Source organism: Maricaulis sp. (assembly GCF_017642925.1).
Classification (GTDB): domain Bacteria; phylum Pseudomonadota; class Alphaproteobacteria; order Caulobacterales; family Maricaulaceae; genus Maricaulis.
The window spans coordinates 1-12,634 of the sequence record NZ_JAEPOL010000027.1 but is presented as its reverse complement, the minus strand read 5'-3'; the positions used below and the strand labels follow the sequence as shown (position 1 = coordinate 12,634).

The 12,634-nt window shown below is 64.9% G+C and carries 10 protein-coding genes and 1 tRNA gene; 8 read left to right on the top strand and 3 right to left on the bottom strand.

The window, feature by feature from the left end; genetic code table 11:
- The first annotated feature begins 3 nt into the window (after positions 1–3).
- The 3 genes from JJ918_RS16330 to JJ918_RS16320 all read left to right on the top strand — a co-directional run bounded on the left by JJ918_RS16330 (position 4) and on the right by JJ918_RS16320 (position 4,357).
- Complete coding sequence (locus JJ918_RS16330; protein WP_291889735.1) at positions 4–1,326, top strand: hypothetical protein; 1,323 nt, start codon at positions 4–6, stop codon at positions 1,324–1,326.
- A gap of 70 nt (positions 1,327–1,396) precedes the next feature.
- Positions 1,397–3,832 carry a M1 family metallopeptidase gene (locus JJ918_RS16325; protein WP_291889734.1) on the top strand — a complete coding sequence of 812 codons (2,436 nt, stop codon included), beginning with the start codon at positions 1,397–1,399 and terminating at the stop codon, positions 3,830–3,832.
- Positions 3,833–3,847: 15 nt separating this feature from the next.
- Positions 3,848–4,357 (top strand): DUF6702 family protein, encoded by a 510-nt coding sequence (locus JJ918_RS16320; protein ID WP_291889732.1) that lies wholly within the window; start codon positions 3,848–3,850, stop codon positions 4,355–4,357.
- On the opposite strand, the gene JJ918_RS16315 is transcribed toward JJ918_RS16320, so the two are convergent.
- The 3 genes from JJ918_RS16315 to phaC form a co-directional block, all read right to left on the bottom strand.
- Positions 4,354–5,538: a GGDEF domain-containing protein gene (locus tag JJ918_RS16315; protein ID WP_291889730.1), complete on the bottom strand. Its 1,185-nt coding sequence runs from the start codon at positions 5,536–5,538 to the stop codon at positions 4,354–4,356. The genes JJ918_RS16320 and JJ918_RS16315 overlap by 4 nt on opposite strands.
- A 96-nt stretch (positions 5,539–5,634) precedes the next feature.
- Entirely contained in the window at positions 5,635–6,339 is a 705-nt protein-coding gene (locus JJ918_RS16310; RefSeq protein WP_291889727.1) for an SET domain-containing protein-lysine N-methyltransferase, read from the bottom strand.
- 119 nt (positions 6,340–6,458) lie between these two features.
- Complete coding sequence (phaC, locus tag JJ918_RS16305) at positions 6,459–8,336, bottom strand: class I poly(R)-hydroxyalkanoic acid synthase (protein ID WP_291889725.1); 1,878 nt, start codon at positions 8,334–8,336, stop codon at positions 6,459–6,461.
- Positions 8,337–8,419: 83 nt separating this feature from the next.
- On the opposite strand from phaC, the gene JJ918_RS16300 reads away from it, so the two are divergent.
- The 5 genes from JJ918_RS16300 to JJ918_RS16280 all read left to right on the top strand — a co-directional run bounded on the left by JJ918_RS16300 (position 8,420) and on the right by JJ918_RS16280 (position 12,336).
- A complete protein-coding gene (locus JJ918_RS16300; RefSeq protein WP_291889722.1) occupies positions 8,420–8,758 on the top strand; it encodes a hypothetical protein in 339 nt (112 codons plus the stop codon).
- Positions 8,759–8,805: 47 nt separating this feature from the next.
- On the top strand, positions 8,806–9,762 hold the full coding sequence (glpX, locus tag JJ918_RS16295; protein ID WP_291889718.1) for a class II fructose-bisphosphatase: 957 nt from the start codon (positions 8,806–8,808) through the stop codon (positions 9,760–9,762).
- Positions 9,763–9,774: 12 nt separating this feature from the next.
- Positions 9,775–11,580, top strand: a complete 1,806-nt coding sequence (gene recJ, locus JJ918_RS16290) for a single-stranded-DNA-specific exonuclease RecJ (RefSeq protein WP_291889715.1) — start codon at positions 9,775–9,777, stop codon at positions 11,578–11,580.
- 66 nt (positions 11,581–11,646) lie between these two features.
- A tRNA-Glu gene (locus JJ918_RS16285) sits at positions 11,647–11,721 on the top strand.
- A 111-nt stretch (positions 11,722–11,832) separates the two neighbouring features.
- Positions 11,833–12,336: a 6-carboxytetrahydropterin synthase gene (locus JJ918_RS16280; RefSeq protein WP_271186565.1), complete on the top strand. Its 504-nt coding sequence runs from the start codon at positions 11,833–11,835 to the stop codon at positions 12,334–12,336.
- Positions 12,337–12,634 lie beyond the last annotated feature (298 nt).

Below are 12,634 nucleotides of genomic sequence, written 5' to 3'. Positions count from 1 at the left end.
GTTATGAGCATCAAGCACACAATCATGGCCCTGGGGCTGGCCATCACCGCAATGACGGGCGCCGCGGGTGCCCAGGTGATCGGCGGCGAAGTCGAGATCGACGGCAGCGGCAATGACGTCGTCTTCCTCGGCGGCGACATGACGGTCCGCGGCAATGTCCAGGGCGATATTTCCGCGATTGCCGGCGATGGGCGGATCGATGCCGACGTTACCGGCTCGATCCACTTCTTCGGTGGTGACGTCTATATCCGCGGCTCTGTCGGCGAGGACATCGAGATTGCCGGTGGCGATGTCGAAGTCGACGCCAATGTCGCCGGCGATGTCAGCGCAGCCGGCGGGGATGTCCGTATCGGCGGTACGATCGGCGGCGAACTCGCTGCAGCCGGCGGCAATGTCGAGATCGAGGCGACCGTTGGCGATATGGTCCAGCTGGCCGGCGGATATGTCGGCGTGCACAGCGACGCTGTCTTCGCCGACGGTCTGGAGGTCGCGGGCGGCGAGATCGAGATTGCCGGTACCGTCCGCGGCGACGTGGATATCGAAGGCTCCGAAGTCACTCTGTCGGGCTTGATTGACGGCGATGTCGAGATCCTGGCCGAGGAAGTCTATATCCTCGATTCGGCCCGGGTGACCGGCGAGATCTCCGTGCGCGGCCCGTCCCAGCCGGTTGTCGCTTCCGGTGCGCAGATCGGCACGGTCGACTATGAATACGAGCCGTTCAATTTCGGCGCCAAGCACTGGGACGATATCGATATCGATATCGACGGTCCCTGGGAGATCATCGGTGCGCCCTTCGAATTCCTGGGCCTGGCTGTGCCGGGCGCAGCGCTTCTGCTGGGCGCACTGGCCGTGCTGATGACGCCGCGCGGCACCGCGCGGGTAGCACGGACCTTCCGCCGCAAGCCGCTGGTCTCCGGATTCCTGGGCTTCATCAGCTTCGCCCTGTCGCCGGTCTTCCTGATCATCATGACGGTGTTGCTGGCGATCACTGTGATCGGAGCTCTGCTGATCCCGATCATGTTGGTGTTGTACTTGCCCTTCCTGCTGCTGTGCCTGGCGCTGGGCGCGCTGGCGGTCGGGGATCTGGTGCTCAACCGCAAGCCGGAACAGCCCCTGGGCATGGGTATGCGTCTTCTGTCCCTGATGCTGGTGCTGGCGGTTTCAGCTGCACTGGGTGCCGTGCCGGTGCTGGGTGCGCTGGTCGGTCTCCTCCTGATGCTCATCGGTCTGGGCGCCTGGCTGATGTCGCTCGGCCGGGAGAACGGCCAGACGGCTCCGGCTGCGGCAATCAGTCCGGAAGATGACAAAACCGTAACCGCGGGGTGACGCGGTCCGGGGCAGACGCTAAATGAGTTCCCGAAGAGAGCCCGTTTTAGGGGTATGGGGAACCTGGAATATGCGTAGCTTCAGTCTTATTGCCATGGCGACAGCGGCCGCGACGTTCAACGTTGCGGCCGCTCAGCCGATTCAGCAGACCACGAACAACTGGCGCGATGCCTTCCGCCAGCTTGAGGACGAGGACTGGCCCTCGCCGAACCGTGAGCGCCGCGCCACCGGCGCGCCGGGGCCGGACTACTGGCAGCAGGACGTCGACTACGACATCGATATCCGTCTCGATGAAGACGAGAAACATCTCTACGGCTCCGAGACGGTCACCTACACCAATAATGCGCCGGACCCGCTGGACTTCCTGTGGTTCCAGCTCGACCAGAACCGTTTTCGTCCTGATTCCATCGCAGTGATGACCGAGACGGTCGGCGATGGCGGCCGCTCGTCGGGCCGTGTCGGCGGCTCCAATCCGGAAGGCATCTCCGCCTCTGCCGTGCGCCGGCGCCAGCAGATCGCCGATGACGGCTATGGCCATAACATCACCGCCGTGACCGATGCCGACGGCAATCCGGTCGATTTCACCATTGTCGACACGCTGATGCGGATCGATCTCGACGACACGCTGGAGACCGGCGAGAGCGTCGTGCTGAACATCGAGTGGGATTATCGCCTGATCGAGACCGGCGTGATCGGCGGCCGCGCCGGCTGGGAATGCTTCGAGGAAACCGAGGATACCGGCGGCGACTGCATCTACCAGATCGCGCAATGGTTCCCGCGTGCAGCGGCCTTCTCGGACTATGAAGGCTGGCACAACAAGGCTTTCCTGGGCCGCGGCGAGTTCACCCTGGAGTTCGGCGATTACGACGTGTCCATCACCGTGCCGCAGGACTTCATCGTCTCCGCGACCGGTGTGCTGCAGAACCCCGAAGACGTTCTCAACCAGGCCCAGCGTGATCGTCTGGAAGAAGCCCGGACCTCCGAAGAACCGGTCTTCATCGTGACGCCGTCCGAAGCCCGCGCCAATGAGCGCCGGGGCACGCGGTCCGAAGCCACCTGGGAATTCCGCGCCGAGAATGTCCGCGATTTCGCCTGGGCCGGTTCGCGCAAATTCATCTGGGATGCGGTCGGCGTCGAACAGGACGGCGAGGGCGTGGCGCCCGAGCTGGTCATGGCGATGTCCTTCTACCCCAATGAGAGCGAGCCGCTGTGGTCGGCCTTCTCGACCCGGGCTGTCGAGCACACGCTGGACGTCTACTCCTCCTTCTCCTTCCCCTATCCCTATCCGGTGGCGCAATCGATCGCCGGCCCGCAGGGCGGGATGGAGTATCCGATGATCACCTTCAATGGCGGCACCTATGGCCGCCCGGTGGTCGATGATGACGGCAATCTGACCTATTCGCGCAGCGCCAAGCGCGGTCTGATCGGCGTTATCATCCACGAGATCGGCCACATCTATTTCCCGATGACGGTCAATTCCGACGAGCGTCAGTGGACCTGGATGGACGAAGGCCTGAACACCTTCCTGCAATTCCAGGCCGAGCGTCAGTGGGAAGAGGACTTCCCGTCCCGCCGCGGCGATCCGGACCTGATCGCGGACTACATGGTGTCGACCAACCAGATGCCGATCATGACGCAGTCGGATTCGGTGCTGCAATTCGGCAGCAATGCCTATGGCAAGCCGGCGACGGCGCTGGTGGTGCTGCGCGAGACCATTCTGGGCCGCGAACTGTTCGACGAGGCCTTCCGCACCTATGCCAATCGCTGGCGTTTCCGCCGGCCGACGCCGTATGATTTCTTCCGCACGATGGAAGAGGTGTCCGGTGTCGATCTCGACTGGTTCTGGCGCGGCTGGTTCTACTCGACCGATCATGTCGATATCTCGCTCGACCGGGTGATCGAGGGCACGTTCAACACGGAAAATCCGGAGATCGAGAATGCCCGCGAGCGCGCCGAGGACGACGCCGATCCGGAAAGCCTGACCCAGGCCGGCAATCGCGAGGCAGGCATCGCCTATTACGAGGCCCGCAATCCGGAAGTGGTTGACTTCTACTCGCGCAATGACGCCCACACGGTGACCAATCGCGAACGCGAGGCCTATGACAGCTTCCGCGAGGAGCTGGAGGACTGGGAAGCCGCAATCGTCGACAGCGACGAGCGCATCTACTATCTCGACTTCACCAACCAGGGCGGTGTGGTGATGCCGATCATCCTCGAATTCACCTTCGCGGATGGCGGCACCGAGATCGTGCGCATCCCGGCCGAGGTCTGGCGCTACAATCCGGACAATGTCACCTGGACCTACATGACCGATCGCGAGGTCGTGTCGGTGGAGCTCGATCCGCTACACGAAACGGCCGATGCGGACCGGTCCGACAATTTCTTCCCGCCGCGTATCGAACCGACCCGGCTGGAAGTCTACCGTTCGTCCTCGGACAACGACACGATGATGGACGACATGGATCAGCGCGTGACGCGCGACTCGATCCGTACGCGTCCGCAATAGGAAGGACCTGCGCGAATGCTGCGGCTTCGCACACTTCTGACGAGCCTGGCCGGTGTTCTGCTTGTGGCAGCGCCGGCCAGTGCCCATCGCGTCCATGCCGGTGTCACCGAGATCGCCGTCAATCCGCGCACCGGCGAGATGGAGATCGTGCACCGGCTGTTCGCCCACGACCTCCTGACTGCGCTCGATCGCGATGAACAGGACGCGGCGCAATTCCTCGGGACCGAAGCCGGGCTGGAAACGGTCGGCGCCTATGCCGGTGAGCGTTTCCGGATGGCGGACGGTGAGGGCGCGTTGTTCGATCTGAGCTATGTCGGCGCCGAGGTCGATGGCGAGTTCGCCTGGATCTATTTTGTCGCGCCGCCGCCGTCGGAAACCGAAAGCTTCATCGTCGACAATGATCTCCTCGCCGAAGCCTTCGACGACCAGGTGATGATGACCAATCTGCGCTTCCAGTCCCATGTCCGCACGGCGATGCAGGGGCCCGGGCGCCGCGCGCCGGTGCGCGTGCGTTTCGAGCGCTAGGCTGTTCCGGCGGAGGCGGGCGCCATTTCCACCCGGTTGCGGCCGTTCGACTTTGCGGCGTAGAGCGCCGTGTCGGCGGCGCGGAACAGTTTTTCCACATCGGCCGCATCGCGGCAGACCGCACGGGCGCACCCTGCCGAGACCGTGACCGGGACATGCAGTCCCTCGACCCGCGCCGGCGACGCCTCGACTGCCGAGCGCAGGCGGCCGGCCAGGGGCTCCAGGGCCGTGCTGTCGCGTTCGTCGACGATGATGGCGAACTCCTCGCCGCCGATGCGGGCCAGCACATCGCGCCGCCGGGAGACCGAGCGGGCAATCGTGGCGATATGCTGCAGAACCCGGTCGCCGACATCATGGCCATGCGTGTCGTTGACCTGCTTGAAGCGGTCGATGTCAAACAGGATCATCGCGATCTGGCGGTCCGGCGCGCTCGCCGTTGCCAGCCGCCGCACGATCTCGCGATCGAAGGCGCGGCGATTGGCCAGCGCGGTCAGCGGGTCGGTGAGCGCCAATTCGCTCAGCCGGGCCTGGGAATAGCCCGCGCTCAGCAGCAGATAGCCGAAGATCGTCGTCGTCTCGAAGGCGATCAGCGTCATTACGGCAACGGGCAGGAGCGGGTTGTCGCTGTCATAGACATTCTGGACCGCCGCGCCGTTGGTCAGCTGCAGACCGAACAGGGCGGCCGAGACCAGAATCGTGGCGATCATGGCGGCACCCAGCACCACGGCGCCGTCCGGTCCGTCGCGCCGGGCGATGGTCCACAGCCGGGTGAGACTGAGCATGTTCGTCGCGATCAGGATGCTCGCGAGTGTCAGCACCCGGCCGATGACATTCGTGTCGACCAGGCAGAACCAGCCATAGCCCAGGGCCATGATGCCGATAAGGAGGACATAGACATACGGCCGGAAGGGGCGTTCGGCAAAGGAGGCGGTTCCGAACAGCATCAGGACATGGCCGGAACTGACCATCATGTTCATGCAGAAGAGAAAGACCGGGTCGGTGTCCGGACCGATATTGAAGGCGGCCGACAGGAAGAGGCCGACGGTCTGGACGCTCAGCCCGATACACCAGAATTTCGCGCCCTCGCTGGTACGGTGGATGCGCCAGTTCACGAAGTGCAGCAGGATCCCGATCGTCAGGATAAGCGCAAGGGCGCTGACAAGCGATCGGGTGTCGAGCATGTCCTGTCCTCGTCGCAGCGTTAACGGTCTGGCCGCAGTCTTTGCAGCGCGGTGCCGTGGGAGCAAGGGCAGAGCGCTGCAATCTCAGGATTTTGTTCAGATTTTATGCGCGTCAGCGGGGCAAAGACAGGCAAAGCTGTTGGCCAGTTTCCCCTCGGTTGCCGTGTAGTCGAAGGTGATTTCGGTTCCGGCTGGAAGATCGCGGCGCGCGACAAGCACAGGCCGCCCGTCCGGCCGGTAGACAATCTCGCAGCTCGGCTCGCAGGCATGGTTCACGAAATGGCCATAGCCGGTCGGTTCGACATGACGGCCGTTGGAGGTCCGGAAGGAATAGGGGGTCTGCACCGCGCTGAACGGACCGCGGATCGGAAGGACTTCGGCGCCTTTGGCCAGCGGCGCGACTGCAACCGTGCCCCAGCCATGCGTGGAGCTCGGGTCGAGCCGGACGGCGGGCGCCTCTTCCAGAACATAGGGGGTGCGCGTGCGGACATCTCCCGGCGGCTGCAGATCCAGCGTGCCGATATAGCCAGCATCGATGTCCGGTGTTTCTGCACGCACGCGCAGCGCCTCGGCGGGCCGGCGGTCGCGGCGGTCGAGATCGAGTTCCAGTTCCGCGCCGTTGACGCGTCCGGAGACCGCGATCGCGATGGCGTCGGACCGGCCTGGTGTCAGGCGCAGGATTTCCCCGTCCCACCGGTCGCCATGGGCAAGCAGGTGGAAGCGGTCGAAACGCCGTTTGCCATCGGCATCGATGAAGAAGCCGAGCATGTGACGTTCGCGGTTGGCAGCGGCATCCTGCACGGCAATCTCCCTGTCTCACGGTCATACGCGGTCGAGGCTAGCCAGGATACGCTGCAGCGCAAGAAAAACCCAGGGTTTGCGTAAACGCCAGCTCACTCCGGACGGGAATGCGGGGCGTGTCAGGCGTCGGCCTTTTGCGGCGCGTCGCTGCGCACCAGCACATTGCGGCCCGGAGCCGGACAGATCGGTTTCAGCTTGCCATCGCCCGGCGTTCTGGCCGGCACGTCATCGCCGGAGCGTTCATAGAGCCAGTCGCGCCAGTCGGCCCACCAGGAGCCGGGATGCTCCTTGGCGCCCTTGACCCAGGCTTCGACGGTCTTGGGCAGCTTGTCATTCGTCCAGTGCTGATACTTGCCGGCGGCCGGATGGTTGATCACGCCGGCAATATGCCCCGACCCCGCCAGCAGGAAGCGGACCGGTCCGCCGAACCGCTTGGCGCCGCGATAGACGGACGGGTAGGGCGCGATATGGTCCTCGCGCGAGGCCTGCATGTAGACCGGTGTCTTGACCGCGCCGAGATCGAGCGTGTGGCCGTCAAGCTCCAGCTCGCCCCGCGACAGGCGGTTATTGCGGTAGAGATTGTCCAGATACCACAGGTGCAGCGCCTTGGGCATGCGGGTCTGGTCGGAATTCCAGTACAGCAGATCGAAAGCCTGTGGCTGGCGTCCGAGCAGGTAGTTGTTGACGACGAAGGACCAGATCAGGTCGTTCGAGCGCAACAGGTTGAACGTGTCGGCCATGGAGCGTCCGTCCAGCACGCCGCCCTGGGCGTCCATGATGCGCTCGATCTCCTTGAGCCAGTACTCGTCGATGAACAGCAGGAGGTCGCCGGCCTGCTCGAAATCCGTCTGGGCGGCGAAGAAGGTCGCCGAGGCAATCCGGTCGGCCTGACCTTCCGCTTCCAGCCAGGCGAGGGCGCTGGCGAGCAGCGTGCCGCCGACGCAGTAACCCACGGCATTCACCGATGTTTCGCCCGTGGCCGCCTCGATCGCGTGCAGTGCCGCAAACAGGCCTTCATGCATGTAGTCGGCGAAAGTCTTGTCCTTGAGTTCCGGACCCGGATTGACCCAGGAAATCAGGAAGACCGTAAAGCCCTGCTCGGTCAGCCAGCGGATCATCGAGTTCTTTTCCCGCAGATCCATGATGTAGAACTTGTTGATCCAGGGCGGCGCGATCAGCAGCGGCCGCTGCTTCACCGTCTCGGTCGCGGGGGCGTACTGGATCAGCTCCATCACATCGTTCTGGAAGATCACCTGACCGGGCGCCGTGGCGAGATCCTTGCCGACCTGGAAGCCTGCCGTGTCGGTCTGGCGCAGGGCCAGCCGCCCGTGACCGGCCTCCAGATCGCTCATAAGGTTCTGCAGGCCTCGGGTCAGGTTCTCGCCGCGCGAGGCCATGGTTTCGCGGAGCACGTCCGGATTGGTCAGGGCGAAATTGGTCGGCGACAGGGCGTCGGTTATCTGCCGGGTCAGGAATTCCACCTTGCGCCGGGTGCGCGCGTCGACACCCTCGACATTGCGCACCAGCCCCATCAGGAAATGCTGGTTGAGCAGGTAGGACTGCTTGATGGCGTCGAACACCGGATTGGCAGACCAGTCCTCGCTCTTCCAGCGCTTGTCGCCCTTTTCCGGCTCGATGACCGGTGCGCCGCCGCCATCGTCTTCGCCGGCCATGAAGCGTTTCGTCGTGTTCGACCACAGATCGAGATAGCCCTTCATCAGGTCGGCCTGGGCCTGCATCATCAGTTCGGGCTGGTGCACGATATGATTCCAGACCTCGCCGAATTCGGGGGCGGCGTTGAACGGGTCGGCTTTGGGCAGCACAGCTTCGCCTTCCAGCGCCTTCTGGACGACCTCGGACATGAGTTTCTGCGACTTCAGCGAGGCCTGCATGAGATTGCGCGACACCTCGTCAAGCGCCTCCCATTCCGCTGCGGTCATGCCGGCCCAGGGGTTGGAGTCGCGGTCTTGCGCGTCGTTTTCCGTCTTGCCCGGCATCGATTGTCCTTGTCTTCGGCAGGTGACTCTGACACCGATCAGCGTATAGAAAGCGCGTCGCGCGTCCAGCGCGAGGAGTTGTCATGCATCGCTTTGTCACGACCGCGGGTCTTGCCGCCCTTCTGGGAGGCTGCGCAGCGGTCGATATGCCGGATGTGGAAGCCACGCATCCCGACTGGGTCGAGGAGCGTCTGGAAGCCGGTGTGGAGGACCGCGCCGCACCGCGCACCGTGCCCGAACGCACGCTGCCGCGTGGCGAAGGCGCGGAAATGGACGCCCAGGCGCGCCGGCTGCTGGAGCGCCGTGATGCGCTGAATGCCGAGGCGGAAGACCGTGAAGGGCAGGACACGCCGTCCAGCGCGTCCGATTTCGTGAATGAGGGACAAGCGCGCATAACGCCGCCACAAGACCCGCAAAGCTGAACTCAATGTGTGCCCGGCGTGTGCCGGGCGATGACCGGAGACGAAGAATGAGCGATACCCGTGCCCTGACAAATCTGGCGCTGCAGGCGGTGCGTGCAGCCGAGGCTGCGGCCGTTGCGGCCTCTGACTGGATCGGCCGCGGCGAGAAGGAATCCGCCGACCAGGCCGCCGTCGACGCCCTGCGCAACGGACTCAACGCCATGCCGATGAAGGGCCGGATCGTGATCGGCGAGGGCGAGCGCGACGAAGCGCCCATGCTCTATATCGGTGAAGAGGTCGGGACCGGCGAAGGCCCGGAGATCGATATCGCGCTCGACCCGCTCGAAGGCACCTCGCTGACCGCCAAGGGCCAGGCCAATGCGCTGGCCGTGGTCTCCTTTGCGCTGCGCGGCGGCCTGCTGCACGCGCCGGACACCTATATGGACAAGATCGCCGTCGGTCCGGGTCTGCCCTCCGGTGTGATCGACCTGGATGCCAGCGCGGCGGAGAATGTGAAGAACCTGGCCAAGGCCAAGGGCGTCGCCCCGTCCGACATCACGGTCTGCGTGCTGGAACGCGAGCGTCACCAGCACATCATCGACGGTGTGAAGTCCGTCGGTGGCCGTGTGCGCCTGATCCCGGACGGTGATGTCGCCGGCGCCATGGGCGCGGCGGGTCTCGGCGTCGGTGTCGACATGTATATCGGCCAGGGCGGCGCACCCGAAGGCGTGTTGGCGGCCTCGGCGCTGCGGTGCATCGGCGGCCAGATGCAGGCCCGCCTGTTCTTCCGCAATGATGACGAGCGCGCCCGGGCAGCGCGTGTCGGCGTGACCGATCTCGACCGCAAGTATGATGTTTCCGAACTGGCTGCCAGCCACTGCCTCTTCGTCGCCACCGGCGTGACCGATGGCGACCTGGTCGACGGTGTCCGCACCTCGGGCGGGCGTGTCCACACGCATACGCTGCTGCTCGATTCGGCCGATCATTCGGTGCGGCGCATCCGGTCGGCACGGCCGCTGGGCTAGCACGGACAGAGGATGGTCACGGACGTCACGACACGGCAGACAGACGCCCTTCTGGGGGTGGAGCACTCGCTGAGCGGGCGCAAATGGCGCCTGCGCGAGGCCGATGAGGCTGCCGTGACCACCATTGCCCGCCAGCACGGCCTGCCCGACGCCCTGGCCCGGGTCATCGCCGCACGCGGTGTGCCGCCGGAGACGGCGGGACTGTATCTGTCGCCGCGTCTGCGCGACGTGTTTCCCGACCCGTCGGCACTCGCCGACATGGACAAGGCCGCCGCGCTGATCTGGGACGCCGTCGAGGCCGGCCGGCGCATTGCAGTCTTTGCCGACTATGACGTCGACGGTGCAACGTCTGCCGCCCAGCTGGTACGCTGGCTGCGCCATGTGGGCCAGGACGCCGATATCTACATTCCCGACCGGATCGAGGAAGGCTACGGACCGTCTGCGAAGGCTTTCGAGACCTTGCGCGAACGCGGCGCCGAACTCGTGGTGACGCTGGACTGCGGCGCTGCAGCGCATGAAGCCCTGCGGCACGGGGCGGGGATCGGGCTCGATATTGTCGTCATCGACCATCACCTGATGGACGACGACTTCCCGCCGGCTGCGGCACTCGTCAATCCCAATCGACCCGACGACACGTCCGGATGCGGTCATCTGGCCGCGGCCGGGGTCACTTTCGTGCTGCTGGCGGCGCTCAATCGCGAAGGCCGGCGGCGCGGCGCCTTCGGCGAGACCGGCGAGCCGGACATCATGCAATGGATGGATCTCGCTGCGCTGGGCACGATCTGCGATGTCGTGGCCCTGGAGGGGCTGAACCGGGCGCTGGTGGCCCAGGGGCTGCGTGTGATGAGCCAGTGGCTGCAGCCGGGCATCAAGGCCCTGGCCGACGCGGCCGGTATCGACGGCGAGGCCAGCGTCTATCACGCCGGTTTCCTGATCGGACCGCGCATCAATGCCGGGGGCCGGGTCGGCCGTTCCGATCTGGGCGCACACTTGCTGACCACGGACGATCCCGCGAAAGCTGCGCGTATCGCTGCCGAGCTCGACGCGCTCAATGCCGAGCGCCGCACGATCGAGGCGGCGGTGCAGGATGAGGCCCTGGCCCAGCTGGAGCGACAGGGCGCCGGCAGGGCGGTGCTGGTTGCGTCGGGCGAGGGCTGGCATCCCGGCGTGATCGGCGTTGTCGCCGGCCGCCTGAAGGACCGGTTCTCCAAGCCCGTCATCGTCATCGGCATCGACCGCCAGGGCGAGGTCGCGATTGGCAAGGGATCCGGGCGCTCCGTGCCGGGCGTCAATCTCGGCGGCGCCATCGCCGCGGCGCGCCATGAAGGGCTGCTGCTGGCCGGGGGTGGCCATGCGATGGCCGGCGGCCTGACGGTGGAAGCCGACCGGATCAATGCGCTGGTCGCCTATCTGGACGAGCGTCTCGCGCCGGAACTGGCAGAGGCCGGCGACGCCATGGCGCTCAAGGCGGATGGTGTGCTGGCAGCCTCCGGCGTAACCGTCGAGCTTGCCGAGATGCTCGAGCGCGCCGGTCCCTTCGGTCAGGGCAATCCGGAACCGCGTTTCGCGCTGTCCCGGGTCCGGGTGAGCTTCGCCAAGCGAGTCGGCACCGACCATGTGCGCTTTTCGCTGCAGGATCTCAGTGGCGCGAGCGTGCAGGGGATCAGTTTCCGCACCGCCGACACCCCGCTCGGAGAGGCGCTGCTCAGCGCGGGCGAGGGGCTCTGGCATGCGGTCGGCCGGGTGAAGTGCGATGCCTGGCAGGGCCGCAAGCGGGTGCAGCTGCAACTGGACGACCTGGCAACTGCGCAAGACTGACGTTTTTGCGAAATTCCCGCTTGCAAGCGGTCTCAGGCTTTTCTATACGACGGCCCTCATCGCCGCGGGCCCTTCGTCTATCGGTTAGGACGCCAGGTTTTCAACCTGGAAAGAGGGGTTCGATTCCCCTAGGGCCTGCCACGCGATCTCCTCCTTCTCATGTGCAGACGTGGTAGGATCGCTGGGTATGCCGGCGAGGGTGGGGCAGGTTTGTCCCCTTGATCACGGATGCGATGTCGGGAGCGTGAGGCAATGGCCCATCTTTCCACCAAGACCTATGGCAATGAGCGCGGCCTGTCCTGTTGCTCGCGGCAATGGGCGGCGGACAGCGATTGCAGCCTCCTGCACGGTTATTCCTTCGGTTTCCGCTTCGTGTTTGCCGCCGAACAGCTCGACAAGCGCGGCTGGGTGCTCGATTTCGGCAAGGGCGGTTTCGGCAAGATCCGCGACTGGCTGCACGAGATGTTCGATCACTCGCTTCTTGTCGCTGAGGACGATCCGGAACGCCCGGCGCTGGAAGCGCTGGGTGAACGCGGCATTGCCCGCGTCCGGGTGGTGCCGGGGACGAGCTGCGAGCGGATGGCCGAGATGACCTTCCACAAGGCGGACGAGATCGTCCGGGAAGCCACGGGCGGCCGCTGCTGGGTGGAATCGGTGGAATGTTCCGAGCACGGTTCGAACAGCGCCATCTACCGTTCGACTCGCGCCGTTGCGCGTCTCGCCGAAAGCGACCGGCTGCACGAAGAACTCGGCTGAGACGCCGGGAAAGTTTCGAGTTTTCCACGATTTTCTGTCACCGCCGATCGCCGGATCGGTGGTTTTTGCGCGCGGTGCGAATTCCCGAACCGGATTCGCACGGAGAAACTCGCCTCTCAGGAGAAAAATGAACCTTACGAGAAAGACAGGAAATCCGCATCAGGTTGTGATTGAAAATCAGTTCAACCCCAACATATTGCGTTAATTGCGTTGCGAATAGCTCGCAGCGACTAGATGTCGAAGTCGCAAAACGCAACCAATCGGCCGATTCGTCTTCTCTTCAGTCATGAATTTGTGT

What these genes read in the sequence shown, in the direction of transcription:
- JJ918_RS16330 (WP_291889735.1), top strand. Translation starts at nt 4, where the DNA reads ATGAGCATCAAGCACACAATCATGGCCCTGGGGCTGGCCATCACCGCA.
- JJ918_RS16325 (WP_291889734.1), top strand. Translation starts at nt 1,397, where the DNA reads ATGCGTAGCTTCAGTCTTATTGCCATGGCGACAGCGGCCGCGACGTTC.
- JJ918_RS16320 (WP_291889732.1), top strand. Translation starts at nt 3,848, where the DNA reads ATGCTGCGGCTTCGCACACTTCTGACGAGCCTGGCCGGTGTTCTGCTT.
- JJ918_RS16315 (WP_291889730.1), bottom strand. Translation starts at nt 5,538, where the DNA reads ATGCTCGACACCCGATCGCTTGTCAGCGCCCTTGCGCTTATCCTGACG.
- phaC (WP_291889725.1), bottom strand. Translation starts at nt 8,336, where the DNA reads ATGCCGGGCAAGACGGAAAACGACGCGCAAGACCGCGACTCCAACCCC.
- JJ918_RS16300 (WP_291889722.1), top strand. Translation starts at nt 8,420, where the DNA reads ATGCATCGCTTTGTCACGACCGCGGGTCTTGCCGCCCTTCTGGGAGGC.
- glpX (WP_291889718.1), top strand. Translation starts at nt 8,806, where the DNA reads ATGAGCGATACCCGTGCCCTGACAAATCTGGCGCTGCAGGCGGTGCGT.
- recJ (WP_291889715.1), top strand. Translation starts at nt 9,775, where the DNA reads ATGGTCACGGACGTCACGACACGGCAGACAGACGCCCTTCTGGGGGTG.
- JJ918_RS16280 (WP_271186565.1), top strand. Translation starts at nt 11,833, where the DNA reads ATGGCCCATCTTTCCACCAAGACCTATGGCAATGAGCGCGGCCTGTCC.